The sequence below is a fragment of the Erwinia sp. MYb375 genome (assembly GCF_037479175.1).
GTDB classification, from domain to species: domain Bacteria; phylum Pseudomonadota; class Gammaproteobacteria; order Enterobacterales; family Enterobacteriaceae; genus Erwinia; species Erwinia rhapontici.
This window is the reverse complement of the sequence record NZ_JBBGZS010000014.1, coordinates 28,928-47,229: the sequence shown is the minus strand read 5'-3', so window position 1 is coordinate 47,229 and position 18,302 is coordinate 28,928. Positions and strand designations below refer to the sequence as shown.

Below are 18,302 nucleotides of genomic sequence, written 5' to 3'. Positions count from 1 at the left end.
ACGAGTATTCAAACGGGATTGAGTAGATAAAAGCGATGAAGATTCCTTATATTCCTGAAGATGCACCGTTTAATGGTGAGCAGAAATTTTGGCTGGCAGGTTTCCTTGCTGGTTTACATTCGCGCCTGCTGGTGCTGGAAAATCAGCCGCAGGCAGCCGGCTCTGCTGCCTCCGCAGCAACCACCCAGCTCCATATCCTGTTTGGTTCCCAGACGGGTAATGCGGAAGCATTAGCACAGAGCGCGGCGAAAGCAGCGCGTGCAAAAGGGCTGGTACCGGTCGTTCAGGGCCTGGGCGAGGTCGATATCGACGTGTTCGCGACCATGCGTCACGTGCTGGTGATCACCTCTACCTACGGTGAAGGTGAAATGCCGGATAACGCACAGCTGTTCTGGCAGGCTATCTCTGCCAGCACGGCCCCACGCCTGGAACAGATGCACTTTGCGGTACTGGCAATTGGCGATACGGGCTACGACGGTTTCTGCCAGGCAGGTAAATTCATCGATATGCGTCTTGAGCAGTTGGGCGCAAAACGTGTCTATGACCGCATCGACTGCGATATCGACTATGAAGAGCCGTCTAACGAGTGGATCGCCAGCTCTATGCCACAGTTTGCTGCCAGCGCAGGCAGCAGCGGTAATGCTCTGGAGAGCGCACCAGAAGCGCCAGTCATCCCTGGCAGCAATAAAAACAACCCGTACGCTGCCGCACTGGCGACAAACAAGCGCCTGTCCGGTGAGAACTCAGGCAAAGATATTCGTCACTTCGAGTTTGATCTGACCGACAGTGGTCTGAAGTACGAAGCGGGTGATGCGTTGGGTGTTATCCCGGTCAACGAACCGGCACTCGTCACTCTGCTGCTGACGCAGCTGAAATCTGACTACGACACACCCGTTCCAGGCTTTGAAAGAAGTCTGGGCGATCTGCTGACCTACCAGTTTGAGATCTCTGAGCCTTCACGTAAGCTGATCGAATGGGTGGGCCAGAACACCACCAACCAGGAGCTGCGCCATGTCTTACAGCATGACGATAAAGATGCGCTGGGTGTGTGGCTGTGGGGTAAAGATACCCTCGACCTGCTGCAGCTGGATGTCACTCGTTCACTGAGTATTCCTGAGTTTGTTGCCCTGCTTCGTCCGTTGCAGCACCGCGCTTACTCAATCTCATCCAGCCAGAAAGCACACCCTAATCAGGTGCATCTGACCATCGCTTCCGTTCGTTATCACAGCGCCGGCCGTGCACGTAACGGCGTGTGCTCAACTTACCTGGCTGAGCGCGTTAAACGTGGTGAAAAACCTGCGATCTTCATTTCACCGAATAAAGCCTTCCGCGTGCCGTCCAATAATGATGCTCCACTGATCATGATTGGCCCAGGCACCGGTATTGCCCCGTTCCGTGCTTTCCTTGAAGAGCGTGAAGCGTTAAATGCGAAAGGCAAAAACTGGTTGTTCTTCGGCGATCAGCATCAGGAACACGACTACATCTATCAGGATGAACTGAATACCTGGCAGGAAAGTGGTTTACTGACGCGCCTGGACTTAGCCTTCTCACGCGATCAGGCTGAGAAAATCTACGTGCAGACCCGCATGCTGGAACAGGGTGCAGAGCTGTTTGCCTGGTTAGAAGAAGGGGCTTACTTCTATGTCTGTGGCGATGCTTCACGCATGGCTAAAGACGTCGATAAGGCGCTGTATCAGGTGATTACTCAGTTTGGTGGGATGTCTGCGGAACGTGCAGCAGATTACGTCGATCAGCTGAAGAAAGAAAAACGCTACCTGCGCGATGTCTATTAAGAGAAGTGAGGCGAACCGTAACATCGGTTCGCTCCAGAGACAGGGATAAAAAAACGGGCCATCAGGCCCGTTTTTTATTTCACAACGCGAAGCGCCGGACGACCACCGCGCGGAGGCGGCTCATCATCAGGGCCCTCATCGTCAGAAACGCTGTCATCGGGACGATCACCATCGATCACCGACATCACGGTTTCCGGGGCAACATCCTGCCCGCCAGATGCATCGAATTCACCCGCTTCGTCATACGCCGGTTCAGGTTCGAACATGGTACCCGCGCCGTTTTCACGGGCGTAAACCGCCAGTACCGCCGCTAATGGCACGGAAACCTGACGAGGAACACCACCAAAACGGGCGCTGAAGCGAACTTCATCATTGCCCAACTCAAGATTGCCCACAGCACGCGGCGCAATGTTCAGAACGATCTGACCATCGCGGGCGTATTCCAGGGGCACCATCACGCCAGGCAAATTAATGTCGACGACCAGATGCGGCGTGAGATTGTTGTCGAGCAACCACTCATAAAAAGCGCGCAGCAAATAAGGACGACGTGCGGTAAGTTGGGACATTTCCATCGTAATCAGCCCCGCGTATGCAGGCGCATTTCACGTTCTGCTTCAGTCAGGGAAGCCAGGAAGGAATCACGCTCGAAGACACGCGTCATATAGCCTTTCAGCTCTTTTGAACCCGCACCAATCAGCTCAATACCCATCTGCGGTAAACGCCACAGCAGCGGAGCCAGATAGCAATCAACCAGGCTGAACTCTTCGCTCATAAAGAACGGCGTACGTGCGAACAGCGGAGCGATTGCCAGCAGCTCTTCACGCAGTTGCTTACGTGCCGCTTCAGCTTCCTGCGCGGTACCGTTTTCAACTTTACGCATCAGACTGTACCAGTCCTGCTCGACGCGGTGCATCATCAGGCGGCTTTCACCACGCGCTACCGGGTACACCGGCATCAATGGTGGATGCGGGAAACGCTCGTCCAGATATTCCATGATGATGCGCGATTCATACAGCGTCAGCTCGCGATCAACGAGGGTGGGTACGGTACGGTACGGGTTGAGGTCGATCAGATCCTGCGGCAGGTTATCCGTTTCAACCTGCTCGATCTCGACACTAACACCCTTCTCAGCCAGTACAATGCGTACCTGGTGGCTGAAAATGTCAGTCGGACCAGAAAACAGCGTCATTACCGAACGTTTGTTGGCAGCGACAGCCATGTAAACCTCCAAGTTTATCGAGAAAATTACTGCGAATAGCCATCCACGTGGCGACTCATCATTGCCACCAGCCCGAAGATTGACCGATTCCTGGTACACAGGATACACGCGTCATTGCCCGGCCAATGGGCACAAAGTGACACATAGTTTACCAGATTTTAGTCAGCTTGTGGGGGGTCGCACACGGAATTGCAGGGGAAAATGGTAAAGCGGTGTGTGTTTCGCGCTTTTTGCACTAGAAGAAAATAAAAAACCCGGCGCCAGGCACCGGGTTTTCCGATAATTGATTCTGCCTGAGCAGAAAAAATTAACGTTTGGAGAACTGAGGACGACGACGTGCTTTACGCAGACCGACTTTCTTACGTTCAACCTGACGAGCATCACGAGTAACGAAGCCTGCTTTACGCAGTTCGCCACGCAGTGACTCGTCGTACTCCATCAGAGCGCGTGTGATACCGTGACGGATCGCACCAGCCTGACCAGAGATACCACCACCTTTAACAGTGATGTACAGATCAAATTTACCTACCATGTCCAGAAGTTCCAGCGGCTGGCGAACTACCATGCGGGCAGTTTCGCGACCGAAGTACTGTTCTAAAGAACGCTGGTTGATAACGATGTTACCGCTACCCGGCTTGATGAAGACGCGTGCGGAAGAGCTTTTGCGGCGACCAGTGCCGTAGTTTTGATTCTCAGCCATTGCCTGTAATCCCGATTAAATGTCAAGAACTTGCGGTTGCTGTGCCGCATGGTTGTGCTCGTTGCCCGCGTAAACTTTCAGTTTACGGTACATAGCACGGCCCAGCGGGCCCTTTGGCAGCATGCCTTTAACCGCGATTTCAATCACACGCTCAGGACGGCGAGCAATCATCTCTTCGAAGGTCGCTTGCTTGATACCACCGACGAAGCCGGTGTGATGGTAATAAATCTTGTCAGTACGCTTGTTACCGGTTACGGCAACTTTTTCAGCGTTCAGAACGATGATGTAATCACCAGTATCGACGTGCGGAGTGTATTCCGCTTTGTGCTTACCGCGCAGACGACGAGCCAGTTCAGTCGCTAAACGACCTAAGGTTTTGCCTGTTGCGTCAACAACATACCAGTCACGTTGGACGGTTTCTGGCTTAGCTGTAAAAGTTTTCATCTAAAAGCTTACCCAAATTAAGTTACACGTTGGTGAAATCCCAAACGCTTGAATAAACGGTTGGAGCTCACACGACCATCTTGACCAGCAAGCCCACCCCTTCGGATAGAGTTACTGGAACACAAAGAGTTTTGGGAAAAAAACCTTTGCTGTAACGTGGGGTCGCAAGATTATAGAGAACTCGCTCGCAAAGAGCGAACGTTTTCTACGATAAAATTACCATCACGTCACTGTAATGAGAGGCTCAGGGTAAATGCGGCAGCCGCAGGTACTCTTCGCTCTGCATTTCTTGTAAACGAGAGACGCAGCGCTGGTACTCAAACTTCAGCCTCGTACCCTGGTAAATCTCATAAAGTGATGTTTCTGCCGAGACCACCAGCTTCACATGACGCTCGTAGAATTCATCCACCAACGCCAGGAAACGTCGAGCCTGGTCTTCAGTCTTGTAAATCATCACCGGTACATCATACAGCAATATGCTGTGGAAACGGCGCGACAGTTCAATATAGTCATGCTGGCTACGTCCTTCCCCACACAGTGTAAGAAAACTCATCGCCAGCACGCCTTCTGCCATTCCCAGCGTGGGCAGCTGACGATGGTTAATCTCCAGCGGCTCATGATGTTCCCGCGGCTTACCCGCCAGCGCGACAAACATTCGTTCCATCTCTTTCGACGTTTCTTCACCCAACGGCGTCATCCACAGGTGTGCAGACGTCAGCGTGCGCAGGCGATAATCAATACCTGCATCAACGTTCATGATCTCACAGTGCTGTTTAATCATCTCAATGGCGGGCATAAAACGTGCCCGTTGCAAACCGTTACGATAGAGATCGTCCGGGGGAATGTTTGACGTCGCAACCAGCGTAATACCCCGACTGAATAGCGCTTCCATCAGTGTGCCAAGCAGCATGGCATCGGTGATATCTGAGACAAAAAACTCATCAAAACACAGCAGGTCCGTTTCGGCTTTAAAGCGATCGGCAACGATTTGTAACGGATCACTTTGGCCCTGCAACTCGGTCAACTCCTGATGTACCCGCAGCATAAAGCGGTGGAAGTGCAGTCGCTGCTTGCGCTCGCCAGGAATAGCCCGAAAAAACATATCCATTAGCCAGGTCTTGCCACGCCCAACGCCGCCCCACATATACAGGCCACGTGCCGGTGTCTGAACATCATTTTTACTTTTTCCCAGCAGCTTATTAAGCTTACCGAATAACCCACCGCTGGCAGCGGATGCGGGCGGGCTGATACGGGTTAATGCCTGATAGATACCGTCTAAGCGGGTCATCGCGGCACGTTGTACGTCATCGGCCTGATACTCGCCGTTTTCCAACGCCTGCTGATACAGCGCCAGAGGAGACATCGTTTGCATAATGTTGTCACATTCCCTGAAAAATGGTCTTGCCGGGTGGTTGATTGTCGAAAAAAAAGTCGTTCTACACTAAGCGAAGCTGCCGCAGGATTCCACTTCCGTGAGATTAGCGGTTATAGTGGCGGGTATGAGTTGGAAAGGCCCTACGGAACAACGAAGACAATATGGGAGTTATTATGACCTGGGAATATGCGCTTATTGGGTTAGTAGTTGGGATTATTATTGGCGCGGTCGCCATGCGTTTCGGCAATAAGAAACTGCGTGAGCAACGCAGCCTGCAGTATGAACTGGAAAAAAGTAAAGCCGAGCTGGCTGACTATCGTGAAGAACTGACGAATCATTTTGCCCACAGCGCAGAGCTGCTGGACAATATGGCACGCGACTATCGCCAGCTGTATCAGCATATGGCGAAAGGGTCGAACGACTTGCTGCCGAATCTGCCGGGTGAGAAAAACCCGTTTGCCTATCAGCTGACCGAATCCGAAGCGGATAACGATCAGGTGCCAGTGCAAATGCCGCGAGATTACCCGGACAGCGCTTCTGGCCTGCTGCGTGGCGATCGCGCTGCCAAATAATTTTTATTGGGGTGCCTGGCACCCCCTCGTTTCTGAACGGTCATACCTGTATCACTCAACATATAGCCTGCAATTCCGGGTACACCTTTATTTATTCCCCTGGTAGCGAGAGCTGAGCCCCGATGAAGAAGAAATCATTTCTGTTAAGCGCACTGGCATTAAGTATTGGCGTCAATCTGGCCGTGGTCCCTGCGACCCAGGCATCGCTGCCTTCCCAGATTCAGGGACAACCGTTGCCGAGTCTGGCACCGATGTTGGAAAAAGTTCTGCCTGCCGTGGTCAGCGTTCACGTTGAGGGAACCGAGAGCGACAGCAAGCAGCAACAGATCCCCGAGCAGTTAAAGCGCTTCTTCGAACAGAACGGTCAGGAGGGTGCACAAGGTGACGAAAAATCACAAGAGTTTGAAGGACTGGCGTCAGGTGTGATCATTGATGCGGCAAAAGGTTACGTGCTGACCAATAACCATGTAGTTAACGGCGCAGACAAAATCAGCGTGCAGCTGAGCGACGGCCGCGAGTTCGATGCCAAACTGGTTGGTCACGATGAGCAGACCGATATTGCGCTCATCCAGCTCAATGGCGCCACGAAGCTAACGCAAGTTAAAATTGCCGACTCTGACCAGCTTAAAGTCGGGGATTTTGCCGTTGCGATCGGTAATCCGTTTGGACTGGGTCAGACCGCCACCTCAGGGATTGTTTCTGCTCTGGGGCGCAGTGGCCTGAACCTGGAAGGGTTGGAGAACTTTATCCAGACCGATGCGGCCATCAACCGGGGTAATTCCGGCGGAGCGCTGGTGAATCTCAATGGTGAACTGATCGGTCTGAACACAGCTATTCTGGCCTCCAGCGGCGGCAATATCGGTATTGGCTTTGCTATCCCCAGTAATATGGCGATGGGCCTTGCACAGCAGCTGATCCAGTTTGGCGAAGTTAAGCGTGGCCAGCTTGGAATCAAAGGCACCGAGATGACCGCTGAGATGGCGAAAGCTTTTAATGTCGACGTCCAGCGTGGCGCTTTCGTCAACGAAGTATTACCCCAGTCCGCCGCGGCTAAAGCAGGCATCAAAGCCGGTGACATCATTACCAGCGTCGACGGTAAAGCCATCGCCAACTTTGCGGAACTGCGGGTGAAAATCGGCACGACTCCACCGGGCCAGGATGTGAAGATCGGCCTGTTGCGTGATTCGAAGCCACTCACCGTGACGGTGAAGCTGGATAACAGCACCCAGAGTAGCGCTGGTGCAGAGCTGACGACACCAGCATTACAGGGCGCGACACTCAGTGACGGTGCGGCCAAAGACGGCACCAAAGGAGTGAAAGTTGATGAGGTTGAGAAATCGACCCCCGCCGCCCAGTTTGGTCTGCAGAAAGATGATGTGATTGTCGGCGTCAACCGCACGCCGGTTCAGAACCTGGCCGAACTGCGTAAACTGCTGGAAGCGAAACCATCGCTGCTGGCACTGAGCGTGATGCGCGGCGAAGAGAATATCTACCTGCTCCTGCCTTAACCCTCCTGCGCAGACACGGGCTACTGTGTCTGCGTAACTCATGCTATTCTGCCAGTCGTTCTTTCATTCACCGCTTAAGACCATGTTTCTTAAAATTTTTCGTTCAGTGATCTTTGGCCTGATTGTGGCCGGTATTCTTCTGGTAGCCGTACCGAGCCTCAGGCTTGGGGGCGACCTGCTGCCGCGCTCCAGCACCAGTACCACCAGTGAAGAACCTGTCAGTTACAATGCCGGAGTCCGCCGCGCGGCACCTGCCGTGGTCTATGTCTATAACCACAGCGCCAGCGGCTCAACAGATGTCCTGGGCTCAGGCGTCATAATGGATCCTCGTGGCTATATCCTGACCAATAAACATGTGATTAATGATGCCAGCCAGATTATCGTTAATCTGCAGGATGGCCGCTCTTTTGAAGCCATGCTGGTCGGGTCAGATACGCTGACCGATCTGGCCGTGCTTAAAATCAATGCCTCCAGTTTGCCGGTTATCCCCATCAACCCGCAAAGAGTCGCACACGTTGGTGACCTGGTGATGGCGATTGGTAACCCCTATAACATCGGACAAACCGTCACCCAGGGCATTATCGGTGCCACCGGGCGCGTTGGCCTCAGCCCTTCCCGTCATCAGGATTTCCTGCAAACAGATGCCTCGATTAACCGTGGTAACTCTGGCGGAGCGCTGATTAATTCTCTGGGCGAGCTGATGGGGATTAATACGCTGTCGTTTGATAAAAGCAGCAACGGTGAAACACCGGAAGGGCTGGGCTTTGCTATCCCCACCAAGCTGGCGACCAAAGTGATGGAAAAGCTGATCCGCGATGGTCGGGTGATCCGTGGCTATATCGGCATTACGGGCCAGGAATTCCGACGCTCCAGTGGGCTGGATACAGGAATAGAGCACCCTCAGCTTCAGGGTATCGTCGTCACCGTTGTTAAAGCCGGTGGACCAGCCGATACTGCGGGTATTCAGGTCAATGACACGATTACTCGGGTCAACAACGTTCAGGCGGCTTCACCGCTGGAAACCATGGATCAGGTGGCGGAAATACGCCCGGGAACGGTGATTAACGTAGAAATCAGCCGTGACGGTAAAAAAATGACGCTGCCAGTCACGGTTCAGGAATACCCGGAAGAGAATCAGACACCGTAGTTTGCCAGACATTCCCCCCGGGCAGTGCCGGGGGGAACAAGCACCGCCAGGGTGCCAGGAATGAAGGGATAAGTTACTTAACGAACGCTTCGCCGAGAGCAATATCCTTCTTCAGCGTGTCCAGCATGCCATCCAGTGACTGCTGTTCAAAGGCGCTCAGTGCACCGACCGGACGACGCTCGACAATACCGTTTTTACCCAGCAGCAGCGGCTGTGAGAAGAAACGTGCATACTCGCCTTCCCCTTCAACATAAGCACACTCAACAATGTTGCTTTCGCCTTTCAGGGCACGCACCAGGGACAAACCAAAGACCGCAGCCGCGTGGCCCATCGACAAGGTTGCAGAACCGCCACCCGCTTTTGCCTCGACCACTTCAGTACCCGCATTCTGAATGCGTTTAGTCAGATCGGCGGCTTCCTGCTCGGTAAATGTCACGCCAGGGATCTGCGACAGCAATGGCAGGATGGTCACGCCAGAGTGCCCACCGATCACTGGCACATTGAGTTCTTCAGGCTTCTTGCCTTTCAGAGCAGCAACAAACGTGTTGGCACGAATGATATCCAGGGTTGTGATGCCAAAAAGTTTATTTTTGTCGTAAACACCTGCTTTCTTCAGCACTTCAGCAGCAATAGCCACCGTGGTATTGACCGGGTTGGTAATGATACCAATCAGTGCTTTTGGGCTGGTGGAGGCGACCTGCTCAATCAGATTACGCACAATACCGGCATTTACGTTGAAAAGATCTGAACGATCCATACCTGGTTTACGTGCAACACCAGCAGAAATCAGCACCACGTCAGCGCCCTTAAGCGCCGGAGTAGCATCTTCACCGCTGAAACCTTCAATTTTGACTGCTGTAGGGATATGGCTTAAATCAACCGCTACACCGGGAGTTACCGGAGCGATATCATAGAGGGAGAGTTCTGAGCCTGCCGGAAGCTGAGTTTTAAGCAGGAGGGCCAAAGCCTGACCAATACCACCTGCTGCACCGAGGACTGCAACTTTCATCCTAAACTCCTTATTATTTTTTGAACATTACATGTGCCGGGAAATCAGTAAACAGATACATCGTGATTGGGCGTTACATTACACCTTTAGCGCGTTGTGGAACAACCTCAACATTATAACAAAGTGTTCACAAAGTGCGCATTTCAGCACGGCGTCAGCACGTTTTTTTTCGCTGATAAAATTTGGTAAACTGTTGCCGAGACGGCCTTAAATGGCCCCGCGCTTCATTTCCCATTTGCATAAACATTCATTTTATTGCATATTAATGTAATATCCCGCTGAGGGTATCCCTTGATAACTCCCTTTTATCGGTAACCTATGCGTAACCCATCAAAACAAGAAGACCTGATCAAGGCATTCAAAGCCTTACTCAAGGAAGAAAAATTCAGCTCGCAGGGCGAGATTGTCAACGCACTGCAGGAAGAAGGCTTCGAGAATATCAATCAGTCGAAAGTGTCTCGTATGCTGACGAAGTTCGGCGCAGTGCGCACGCGCAATGCAAAAATGGAGATGGTTTACTGCCTGCCCGCAGAACTGGGCGTACCGACCACCACCAGTCCGCTAAAAAACCTGGTACTGGATATCGACTTTAACGATGCACTGGTTGTGATTCACACCAGCCCGGGTGCCGCACAGTTGATTGCACGCCTTCTGGATTCACTGGGTAAAGCAGAAGGTATTCTTGGAACCATCGCCGGGGATGACACCATCTTTATTACGCCTGCACGCGCCTTCTCGGTGAAGCAACTCTACGATGCGGTGCTGGTACTCTTCGAGCAAGAGTTATAAGGAACCACTGGCGTTAACCTCGTTGCAACACCCGCGGGCCATGCATTTTACTTAGGGCTGATACTGATCGGCCCTTTTTTATTTCCCTGATAAAACAACCAACAGCAGCATATCCCACTCCCTTCTCGTCCTGCCCCTTGCGGCTAACACTGCCAAAAATTATTTCAGCAATGTGATCAACCCCTAATAAGCGCACAAATCGCTAATGTTACGCAGTGCGATGTTTTTACACACATTTAACAGGGTGCGGGTAAAATATAAGCATTTTTTATAACGACTGGTTATTAAAAATGCCAAAACCCCAGAAGGATCCCAACAAAATATTATTAGCGTGCTATTAATTTTTTACGTTATTAGATCTATACTTGTTTTCGTGATGCAAATCACAGTATGTAAAAAGATAAAAACAGTTGACGAGGAAAATATCATGAACGTTAAAACTACTATTGCCGCATTGAGCGTGTTATCTGCGCTGTCATTTGGTTCTTTTGCCGCTGAATCTGTTAACACCGATCAGGCTAAGAATCTGCAATCTATCGGCGTCGTGAGTGTCAGCGGTATCGCCGGATCGCCGATGGATATCCGTCAGGCCCTGAATAATAAAGCAACTGAGAAAGGCGCCAGCGCTTACCGCGTTATCGAAGACTATGAGAACGGTAACTGGCACGCGACAGCTGAGTTGTACAAATAAGTCAGTCATCTACACGTCTATTTATTAGTTAATTAATTAATGAAATACGGTAACCCCAAGTATAAAAAACGCTTTTAAGCCCTTTCGGTTACCGCGAAACCCTAATTCTGGAGTCATCATCATGAAAACCACTTTTACCATCGCTGCATTGAGTCTTGCTTCTGTTCTGTCATTCGGCGCCAGCGCCGCGAATCTGGTGACCAATGAGCAGGTCGCCAGCCAGAATCTGCAATCTGCCGGCACCGTAAGTGTCAGCGGAATCAACGGAACGCCAATGGATATCCGTCATGCGCTGTCAGAGAAAGCTGATCAGCAGGGCGCGACCTCTTACCGTGTCATCGAAGCACGTACCGACGGTAACTACCACGCCACCGCTGAACTGTATAAATAACATCGTATCGGGTGCTGCTGCACCCATCCGTGACATGACTGCGGTCATGATGTTGAATCCGCAGGTTGTTGGTCACAATGAGGAGATTAATCATGAAAATTAAAACAACCATCGCTGCATTGGGTCTGTTTTCTGTCGTCAGCTTTGGCGCATCTGCTGCACAGCTGGTCAACAGCCAACAGGCTGAAAATCTGCAATCTGCGGGGACAATTACGTTGAGTGGCGTGGCGGGTACACCGTCGGATATTCGTCAGCAGCTGTCACAGAAAGCCGATCGTGAAGGTGCCAGTGCTTATCGCATTATTGAAGCACGTAATCAGGACAGCTGGCACGCAACCGCCGAGCTCTATAAGTAATTCCTCGTCAATGCACTGCCCATGATGGGCAGGCAAGACGATCTTTTTGGCCCCGTTCGCCGGGGCCCTTTTTTTGTCCGTTTACCTGACATTAAAACGGAGCTGGCCCTCCAGCTCCTCTTCCGCTTCATCAAAGAGCAAAATCAGTGCGCCATATCGTCGTTTCTGACCACTTCCCAGATGGATAAACTCAATCTCCAGCGGTAGCGGCACCTGCGGCTGAATGAGGGCATCCCACAGGCTATCCAAATCGCTTATCACACTCGCCGTTAATGCAAACCGTTCACTGAACTGGCGGTAGAAATGCGCCTGGTCGACAATCACATTAAAATCGAAACTCTCTTTTCTCATGCTGGCTGCTCCGCAGGACACACAACCGGGCGTGGGGCTACAGCCCACCAATATGCAGGGCTTTGACTTCCATAAACTCCTCAAGCCCCAGAACCGAACCTTCCCGCCCCAGTCCGGAGGCTTTGACGCCACCGAACGGCGCCAACTCAGTAGAGACCGCACACTCATTCACTCCCACCATGCCACTTTCCAGCGCGGCAGAGACGCGGAATACCCGCTGCAGATTTTGTGTATAGAAGTAGGCGGCCAGACCAAACTCGGTATCATTCGCCCGGCGGACGACCTCTTCTTCCGTATCAAAACGGAAGCACGCGGCCACCGGACCGAAGGTCTCTTCATGGGCCAGTTTCATGGTTTCATTCGCTTCCGCAATCACGGTGGGTTGCCAGAAGTTCCCCCCCAGCGCATGACGCGCACCACCGGCCACCAGCCTGCCGCCCAGTGCCACGGCATCGTTGACATGTTCTTCGACTTTTTTAAGCGCGGAGGCGTCTATTAGCGGCCCGACCACCACGCCCTCTTCCATCCCATTACCCACCTTCAGCTTTTTCACTTCCTCCGCCAGTTGACTGACGAAGCGATCGTAAACACGGTTATGGATAAAGAAGCGATTCACGCTGACGCAGACCTGCCCGGCATTACGGAATTTATTAGCAATCGCCCCTTTCACCGCCGCATCAATATCCGCATCGTCAAAGACGATATAGGGTGCGTTGCCCCCCAGCTCCATTGAAACCTTTTTCAGCGTCTCGGCCGCATTGCGCATCAGCAACTTGCCAACTTGCGTGGAACCGGTAAAGGAGATTTTCCGCACCTGACTGCTCGCCATAATGGCATCACTGATCGCCTGCGTATCGCCGGAGACTGCATTCAGAACGCCATCGGGCATGCCCGCTTTTTTCGCCAGCGCCAGCAAGGCGAAGGCAGAAAGCGGCGTGTTATTAGCGGGTTTGATCACGCCGGTACAGCCAGCAGCCAGCGCCGGACCCAGTTTGCGAGTCAGCATGGCCATGGGGAAATTCCACGGTGTAATGGCGGCAACCACCCCAACAGGCTCACGCGTGGCAAGAATGCGGCTGCCCGGCTTTGCCGGAGGAATGATTTCACCATTCGCGCGCTTCGCCTGTTCAGCAAACCACTGAATGAAGCTGGCGGCATACTCCACCTCGCCCTCTGCCTCTTTTAATGGTTTACCCTGTTCGGCGGTCATCAGACGCCCCAGCCAGGCTTTGTTTTCAAGGATAAGCTGATACCAGCGTTGCAGAATTTCCGCGCGTTGTTTGGCGGTCTGGGCACGCCAGCCCGGGAAAGCCGCTGCCGCTGCCGCAATGGCCTGCTCAGTTTCTGTTTTTCCCGCTTTTGCCACCTGAGCAATTACCTCCCCGGTCGCGGGGTTGAGCACGTCAAAAGTGCTCGTCGCCTGCTGCCAGCGGCCATTGACCAGAAAGCCAGTCTGAAACAGTTCGTTATCCTTAAGCGTTGAGAGGGCCATCGTTGTCTCCTGATACGGTTTTCATTTGCCTGGCAATAAGTATAGATGGCAAATGACGGTCGTTTTATGACGGAGTGGCATCAGAGAAAGGAATCAGGCAAGGAAAAGCGCTGACAGCGGAGGCTGTCAGCGAGGTGATCAAATCTCGATCAGGGTATTCTGATATTTTTTCAGCATCGCAGCCAGTCGTGCAACCGGCTCGGTCACACCGATCGGGGCATCATACTGTTCCAGCTTTTGCTGATAGATCTCAAACTCTGCCAGCAAGCGTTCAAAGTAATGGCGTTTTTTGATTTCACTGCTGGAGGAGATAACCCGGTCAGCGGTATGGCGCATCTGCTTGTGGAACGCAGAGAGATCGGCATTCACGGGCACGTCGGCATCACGCATACGTTGATGACCAATGATCAGCGTCAGCGCCAGCCGGTATTTGTCGATGTCACCGGGGAAGATATTCAGCAGCATAAAGAGTTGCTGATAGAGCGCAGGCAAGTGGTTCTCTTTACGCCGTGCCGGGTTAGTCGTCAGCGCGGAGACGGCGGCATACATCAGGCGATTAAGTAGCGTCCGTCCGACGCGTGCTTTCGAGGTATCGCGTATCAGCAGGATCACCAGCAAGGCAACAAAGCAGCCGATCGCCTGGCCGAGCGCACTGTCGAGAAACAAGCTGACTTCAAACTTCATCGGATTATCCAGTGTCAGGATATTGATGGTCCCCACCAGCGCCCCCAGCGTACCGATCTGCCGCCGCTGGATCAGAATGCCGCAGATAAACGCGATGATACCCAGAGCGATGCATAACAGCAGCATACTTTGCTGGGTATTTGGCATCACCACCATGTAATACAGTGACCCCAGAGGAATAGCGACAATCATGCCGTAGAGAAAGTCTTTAGCGACCATGAGCGGGTTGGGCGTGCGCATCGCCAGTGAGGTAATCACTGCCAGCATCACCATCGCACCGCTGCCGGAGGTCCAACCGGTCCACAGCCAGAAGAGTGAACCAACGGCAATCGCGACAAACGTACGTAAGCCGTTAACCAACGCATGACGGTTTTCAGCCGAACGCATTTTGACTACGGGTTCCGCATTCAGGAGCTCTTCTTCTATGCGGCTGATACGGCTATTGGTGTGGATCCCTTTCAGCAGCAGTAGATAGCGACTGGCCGCCCCCACCCAGGTGCGAATGGTCGTCGGCGTATTTTTACTGCCGCTGGCGGTAATCACCCGTCGCATCACTTTCATCCGCTTATGGATATCCGCAATATTATTAACCGGCTTTTCGAAGAACAGATGAAACTGGGAAGGAACATATTCTTGCCGGGTGTTCTGGATAAGGAAGGTTTCACAGGCCTGGGTAATCAACGTCAGCGACAGGGTATTCAATACGCGCAGGCGGCGATCCACTTTCTGCCAGCGCCCTGACTCCATCATCAGATGGGTGCGCATACCGTTCAGCGCGGTGGTGCGGCGTACCAGCCCCGCCCAGCATTTATCAACCTCATCTTTGTCCGCATGCGCTACGCATAGCTGCATCAGCCGATACTGCTCAACCAGAAGAGCATCAATTTCCCGATCAATATCCTGTTTAATCGAACGCGGTGAAAACAACATGTCGGCCAGAATAGCGCAGACAATACCGATAATGATTTCACTACAGCGCTCAACGGCAAACTGCGGGGCCAGCAGCAGCGAGCCGTTAGCATCCACACTGACCACGATAATCAGCGCGGTGTAGCCCGCCAGGCCCAGTGCATAAGAGTTTTCCACCTTCATCAGTGAAGAAACCCACACGCAGACACCCGCCCAGATGCAGCACAGCAGCAACATCACCACGGGCGCACGAATGGTGGCCACCATGATCACCACGGCAGCAATGCAGCCAATAAAGGTGCCGATAATGCGCAACATGCCGCGATGGCGCAACGCACCGGAGAAGGGGTCCCCCCCGGCGGCAAAAGCGGTGCCGCCGGCAACGATAGCTGCCGTCATCACCGCCCAGCGCGGGGTTTCCAGGTTAAATTCAAAGCCGACAAACAGCGCCAGTAAAATGGCAAACGTCAGTTTGATAGGAAAGCGCAGACGATACCACTGCATCATTCGCCCCGCCTCAACCAAACTCGCGCAGGCGATGCATCAGCTTCATCAGCGGTGACATATCTTTATCCTGACGGTCTTGCGCGCCTGTGACCACTACGGTCGCCGTGGTACCAGACGGATACAGGTTACCCGGCTGTTGATCGAGGTGAATTCGCACCGGCACACGCTGTGCCAGACGTACCCACTCAAGGTTGGAGTCAATCGTCGCCATCCCTTTACCATCAACCGTACTGCTGCTGTTGGTCACACCAGCGGCCACACTGTCGACCGAGCCGTGCAGGACATGGTTGCTGCCCAGCGGTGTAATTTCGACACGGTAACCCGGACGGATGCCATCCAGTTTGGTCTCTTCGAGGTAGGCCAGCACATAGAAGGAGTTCTGCTTCACCAGCGCTACCGATGTTGAACCGCGGGTAATAAACTCACCCGTGTAAACATTCAGGTTGGTGATCCAGCCCGCTGCGGGGGCTTTTACCGTAGTACGTTCCAGGTCCAGCTTCGACAGGTCGCGGGTGGCGACGGCTTTCGCCAGCTGGTGTTCCGTGGTTTGATAATCACTGTTGGCCTGGTCAATCGCTTCACGCGACATGGCCGAGATGCCCAGCTGATTACGACGCGCGGCTTCACGGCGCTTTTCACTCAGCACCGCCTGGTAGTAGGCGACATCCGCTTCCGCCTCTTCCAGCGCTTTCTGGTAACGCGGCTGGTCGATGGTGAACAACACCTGGTCTTTCTGCACCAGCTGGTTATCACGGACGCGAACGTCGGTGATCAGGCCGCTGACATCGGGCGCAATCGCCACAACATCGGCGGTGAATTTGGCGTCACGCGTCCACGGGGATTCGGTATAAAACACCCAGACGCGGAAAATCAGGACAATCGCGATGATCACCAGCAGCAGGGTAATGGCGAAACGGGCAATTTTTCTTGTTAGAGCTTTCACTATGACCTCAGACGAACAATCGGGATACCAGATAGAACAGGCAGCAGTACAATGCAGTATTAAACAGTGCCGGATGCCAGACCAGATCATAGATTCCGGTTGGCGTGATCAGACGGCGGACCAGCCAGAACACGATCAGCGACACAATTATTTCAAAAAAAATGGGTGGGAATGACATCCCGAACACCACAACAACCGGAAGTACACTCATCTTTTATCCTTGTTGATACTGTACCAGGCCACTCGCTGCCACAACCCGCTTCCCTCCGGGTTTCTGGGGGATATGCTTGCAAAAGGTGATCAGGTGACAGGGAGACAGTCAGACGCTAATCAGCACCAAAGCCAATTGAATAATAGTCTATTCAGGGGCAGCATTTGTCATACGCGGGGCGACAGGTCGATAACCTGACATGACTATAGTAACGCGCCTGACTATAAGTTATCTACCAAATGTGATCTAAATCACTTTTAAGCCAGGGTTAATAATGGAAAGACTGAAGGGCATGACCGTTTTCGCCAAAGTCGTTGAACTGGGTTCATTTACCGCAGCAGCACAACAGATGCAGTTAAGTGTATCGGCCGTTAGCCAGATTGTCGCCAGGCTGGAAAATGAACTCCAGGTGAAGCTGCTCAATCGCAGTACGCGCAGCCTGGGGCTGACCGAGGCCGGTAAGATCTACTTTCAGGGCTGCCGTCGCATGATGTCCGAGGCACAGCAGGTGCATGAACAACTGTGGGCATTTAATAATACGCCGGTTGGCACACTGCGCATCGGCAGTTCTTCGACCATGTCGCAGAATTTACTGGCCCCGATGACCGAAGAGATGCTGAAGGAGTATCCGGGGCTGACCGTTAACCTGGTGACGGGAATTCCGGCACCGGATCTTATCGCGGACGGGCTGGACCTGGTGATCCGTGTCGGTGCATTGCAAGATTCCAGTCTGTTTTCAACACGGCTGGGTTCCATGCCGATGGTGGTATGTGCCGCAAAAAGCTATCTCGCGCAGAATGGAACGCCGGAAAAACCGTCCGATATCAGCAACTATTCGTGGCTCGAATACAGTGTAAGAATGGATAACGACTTTGAGCTGACCTCACCGGAAGGCACGTCGATTCGCCTTTCGCCTCAGGGCCGCTTTGCCACCAATGACTCACAGACACTGATCCGCTGGCTGAAATCAGGCACCGGTATCGCCTATGTACCGCTGATGTGGATTATTGATGAGATTAATGCCGGAAAAGTAGAGATCCTGTTCGCGCATTATCAGTCGGTGCCGCGCCCGGTGTATGCGGTATACACCCAGAAAGACAAATTGCCGCTAAAGGTGCAGGTGTGCATTAACTATCTGATCGCGTATTTCGATAAGGTGGCGGAGATTTATCAGGAGTTTCGCACATAACGCACGCTATGCAGAAAGCAGA

Annotated in this window: 20 protein-coding genes; 9 read left to right on the top strand and 11 right to left on the bottom strand. The window is 52.8% G+C overall.

From position 1 onward, the window contains the following. The first annotated feature begins 35 nt into the window (after positions 1 to 35). Positions 36 to 1,793, top strand: a complete 1,758-nt coding sequence (locus tag WH279_RS06760) for a sulfite reductase subunit alpha (RefSeq protein WP_133844121.1) — start codon at positions 36 to 38, stop codon at positions 1,791 to 1,793. A 74-nt stretch (positions 1,794 to 1,867) separates the two neighbouring features. Here the strand turns inward: WH279_RS06760 and sspB are convergent, their stop codons facing one another. The 5 genes from sspB to zapE form a co-directional block, all read right to left on the bottom strand. Then, the gene (gene sspB, locus WH279_RS06755; protein WP_200642716.1) at positions 1,868 to 2,365 is read right to left on the bottom strand and encodes a ClpXP protease specificity-enhancing factor; all 498 of its coding nucleotides are present in this window, start codon (positions 2,363 to 2,365) and stop codon (positions 1,868 to 1,870) included. Positions 2,366 to 2,370: 5 nt separating this feature from the next. Next, positions 2,371 to 3,012, bottom strand: a complete 642-nt coding sequence (sspA, locus tag WH279_RS06750) for a stringent starvation protein SspA (protein WP_133844125.1) — start codon at positions 3,010 to 3,012, stop codon at positions 2,371 to 2,373. Between the two features lie 307 nt (positions 3,013 to 3,319). Then, positions 3,320 to 3,712: a 30S ribosomal protein S9 gene (rpsI, locus tag WH279_RS06745; protein ID WP_004168023.1), complete on the bottom strand. Its 393-nt coding sequence runs from the start codon at positions 3,710 to 3,712 to the stop codon at positions 3,320 to 3,322. 15 nt (positions 3,713 to 3,727) lie between these two features. Beyond that, positions 3,728 to 4,156: a 50S ribosomal protein L13 gene (rplM, locus tag WH279_RS06740; RefSeq protein ID WP_056231094.1), complete on the bottom strand. Its 429-nt coding sequence runs from the start codon at positions 4,154 to 4,156 to the stop codon at positions 3,728 to 3,730. Between the two features lie 244 nt (positions 4,157 to 4,400). Continuing rightward, positions 4,401 to 5,528 (bottom strand): cell division protein ZapE, encoded by a 1,128-nt coding sequence (gene zapE / locus WH279_RS06735; protein WP_339455389.1) that lies wholly within the window; start codon positions 5,526 to 5,528, stop codon positions 4,401 to 4,403. A gap of 176 nt (positions 5,529 to 5,704) precedes the next feature. Here zapE and zapG point away from each other — a divergent pair, with 176 nt between their 5' ends. The 3 genes from zapG to degS all read left to right on the top strand — a co-directional run bounded on the left by zapG (position 5,705) and on the right by degS (position 8,758). Next, positions 5,705 to 6,103, top strand: a complete 399-nt coding sequence (gene zapG / locus WH279_RS06730) for a Z-ring associated protein ZapG (protein ID WP_133844129.1) — start codon at positions 5,705 to 5,707, stop codon at positions 6,101 to 6,103. Between the two features lie 122 nt (positions 6,104 to 6,225). Next, complete coding sequence (gene degQ / locus WH279_RS06725) at positions 6,226 to 7,611, top strand: serine endoprotease DegQ (protein ID WP_339455388.1); 1,386 nt, start codon at positions 6,226 to 6,228, stop codon at positions 7,609 to 7,611. 82 nt (positions 7,612 to 7,693) lie between these two features. Further along, positions 7,694 to 8,758: an outer membrane-stress sensor serine endopeptidase DegS gene (gene degS / locus WH279_RS06720; protein ID WP_339455387.1), complete on the top strand. Its 1,065-nt coding sequence runs from the start codon at positions 7,694 to 7,696 to the stop codon at positions 8,756 to 8,758. 73 nt (positions 8,759 to 8,831) lie between these two features. Here degS and mdh read toward each other — a convergent pair whose 3' ends face one another. Continuing rightward, positions 8,832 to 9,767 (bottom strand): malate dehydrogenase, encoded by a 936-nt coding sequence (gene mdh, locus WH279_RS06715; protein ID WP_339455386.1) that lies wholly within the window; start codon positions 9,765 to 9,767, stop codon positions 8,832 to 8,834. 318 nt (positions 9,768 to 10,085) lie between these two features. On the opposite strand from mdh, the gene argR reads away from it, so the two are divergent. The 4 genes from argR to yhcN (WH279_RS06695) all read left to right on the top strand — a co-directional run bounded on the left by argR (position 10,086) and on the right by yhcN (WH279_RS06695) (position 11,994). Continuing rightward, a complete protein-coding gene (argR, locus tag WH279_RS06710; RefSeq protein ID WP_200642711.1) occupies positions 10,086 to 10,556 on the top strand; it encodes a transcriptional regulator ArgR in 471 nt (156 codons plus the stop codon). Positions 10,557 to 10,983: 427 nt separating this feature from the next. Continuing rightward, positions 10,984 to 11,247: a peroxide/acid stress response protein YhcN gene (gene yhcN, locus WH279_RS06705; RefSeq protein WP_339455385.1), complete on the top strand. Its 264-nt coding sequence runs from the start codon at positions 10,984 to 10,986 to the stop codon at positions 11,245 to 11,247. A gap of 121 nt (positions 11,248 to 11,368) precedes the next feature. Beyond that, entirely contained in the window at positions 11,369 to 11,638 is a 270-nt protein-coding gene (gene yhcN, locus WH279_RS06700) for a peroxide/acid stress response protein YhcN (RefSeq protein ID WP_200642709.1), read from the top strand. A 92-nt stretch (positions 11,639 to 11,730) separates the two neighbouring features. Next, entirely contained in the window at positions 11,731 to 11,994 is a 264-nt protein-coding gene (gene yhcN / locus WH279_RS06695; RefSeq protein ID WP_133844143.1) for a peroxide/acid stress response protein YhcN, read from the top strand. 81 nt (positions 11,995 to 12,075) lie between these two features. Here the strand turns inward: yhcN (WH279_RS06695) and WH279_RS06690 are convergent, their stop codons facing one another. From WH279_RS06690 to aaeX, 5 genes are all read right to left on the bottom strand, one after another. Further along, positions 12,076 to 12,345 (bottom strand): barstar family protein, encoded by a 270-nt coding sequence (locus tag WH279_RS06690; RefSeq protein WP_200642708.1) that lies wholly within the window; start codon positions 12,343 to 12,345, stop codon positions 12,076 to 12,078. A gap of 37 nt (positions 12,346 to 12,382) precedes the next feature. Then, the gene (locus WH279_RS06685) at positions 12,383 to 13,837 is read right to left on the bottom strand and encodes an NAD-dependent succinate-semialdehyde dehydrogenase (protein WP_339455384.1); all 1,455 of its coding nucleotides are present in this window, start codon (positions 13,835 to 13,837) and stop codon (positions 12,383 to 12,385) included. 138 nt (positions 13,838 to 13,975) lie between these two features. Continuing rightward, positions 13,976 to 15,934, bottom strand: a complete 1,959-nt coding sequence (aaeB, locus tag WH279_RS06680; protein WP_445235239.1) for a p-hydroxybenzoic acid efflux pump subunit AaeB — start codon at positions 15,932 to 15,934, stop codon at positions 13,976 to 13,978. Positions 15,935 to 15,947: 13 nt separating this feature from the next. After that, positions 15,948 to 16,880, bottom strand: a complete 933-nt coding sequence (gene aaeA, locus WH279_RS06675) for a p-hydroxybenzoic acid efflux pump subunit AaeA (protein ID WP_133844151.1) — start codon at positions 16,878 to 16,880, stop codon at positions 15,948 to 15,950. Positions 16,881 to 16,887: 7 nt separating this feature from the next. Then, positions 16,888 to 17,091, bottom strand: a complete 204-nt coding sequence (gene aaeX, locus WH279_RS06670; protein WP_133844248.1) for a p-hydroxybenzoic acid efflux pump operon protein AaeX — start codon at positions 17,089 to 17,091, stop codon at positions 16,888 to 16,890. A 274-nt stretch (positions 17,092 to 17,365) separates the two neighbouring features. On the opposite strand from aaeX, the gene aaeR reads away from it, so the two are divergent. Beyond that, on the top strand, positions 17,366 to 18,280 hold the full coding sequence (aaeR, locus tag WH279_RS06665) for an HTH-type transcriptional activator AaeR (RefSeq protein ID WP_200642705.1): 915 nt from the start codon (positions 17,366 to 17,368) through the stop codon (positions 18,278 to 18,280). Positions 18,281 to 18,302 lie beyond the last annotated feature (22 nt).

What these genes read in the sequence shown, in the direction of transcription:
- aaeB (WP_445235239.1), bottom strand. Translation starts at nt 15,934, where the DNA reads ATGCAGTGGTATCGTCTGCGCTTTCCTATCAAACTGACGTTTGCCATT.
- argR (WP_200642711.1), top strand. Translation starts at nt 10,086, where the DNA reads ATGCGTAACCCATCAAAACAAGAAGACCTGATCAAGGCATTCAAAGCC.
- aaeR (WP_200642705.1), top strand. Translation starts at nt 17,366, where the DNA reads ATGGAAAGACTGAAGGGCATGACCGTTTTCGCCAAAGTCGTTGAACTG.
- yhcN (WP_133844143.1), top strand. Translation starts at nt 11,731, where the DNA reads ATGAAAATTAAAACAACCATCGCTGCATTGGGTCTGTTTTCTGTCGTC.
- WH279_RS06690 (WP_200642708.1), bottom strand. Translation starts at nt 12,345, where the DNA reads ATGAGAAAAGAGAGTTTCGATTTTAATGTGATTGTCGACCAGGCGCAT.
- mdh (WP_339455386.1), bottom strand. Translation starts at nt 9,767, where the DNA reads ATGAAAGTTGCAGTCCTCGGTGCAGCAGGTGGTATTGGTCAGGCTTTG.
- WH279_RS06685 (WP_339455384.1), bottom strand. Translation starts at nt 13,837, where the DNA reads ATGGCCCTCTCAACGCTTAAGGATAACGAACTGTTTCAGACTGGCTTT.
- rplM (WP_056231094.1), bottom strand. Translation starts at nt 4,156, where the DNA reads ATGAAAACTTTTACAGCTAAGCCAGAAACCGTCCAACGTGACTGGTAT.
- sspB (WP_200642716.1), bottom strand. Translation starts at nt 2,365, where the DNA reads ATGGAAATGTCCCAACTTACCGCACGTCGTCCTTATTTGCTGCGCGCT.
- degQ (WP_339455388.1), top strand. Translation starts at nt 6,226, where the DNA reads ATGAAGAAGAAATCATTTCTGTTAAGCGCACTGGCATTAAGTATTGGC.
- yhcN (WP_339455385.1), top strand. Translation starts at nt 10,984, where the DNA reads ATGAACGTTAAAACTACTATTGCCGCATTGAGCGTGTTATCTGCGCTG.
- sspA (WP_133844125.1), bottom strand. Translation starts at nt 3,012, where the DNA reads ATGGCTGTCGCTGCCAACAAACGTTCGGTAATGACGCTGTTTTCTGGT.
- zapE (WP_339455389.1), bottom strand. Translation starts at nt 5,528, where the DNA reads ATGCAAACGATGTCTCCTCTGGCGCTGTATCAGCAGGCGTTGGAAAAC.
- rpsI (WP_004168023.1), bottom strand. Translation starts at nt 3,712, where the DNA reads ATGGCTGAGAATCAAAACTACGGCACTGGTCGCCGCAAAAGCTCTTCC.
- degS (WP_339455387.1), top strand. Translation starts at nt 7,694, where the DNA reads ATGTTTCTTAAAATTTTTCGTTCAGTGATCTTTGGCCTGATTGTGGCC.
- WH279_RS06760 (WP_133844121.1), top strand. Translation starts at nt 36, where the DNA reads ATGAAGATTCCTTATATTCCTGAAGATGCACCGTTTAATGGTGAGCAG.
- aaeX (WP_133844248.1), bottom strand. Translation starts at nt 17,091, where the DNA reads ATGAGTGTACTTCCGGTTGTTGTGGTGTTCGGGATGTCATTCCCACCC.
- zapG (WP_133844129.1), top strand. Translation starts at nt 5,705, where the DNA reads ATGACCTGGGAATATGCGCTTATTGGGTTAGTAGTTGGGATTATTATT.
- yhcN (WP_200642709.1), top strand. Translation starts at nt 11,369, where the DNA reads ATGAAAACCACTTTTACCATCGCTGCATTGAGTCTTGCTTCTGTTCTG.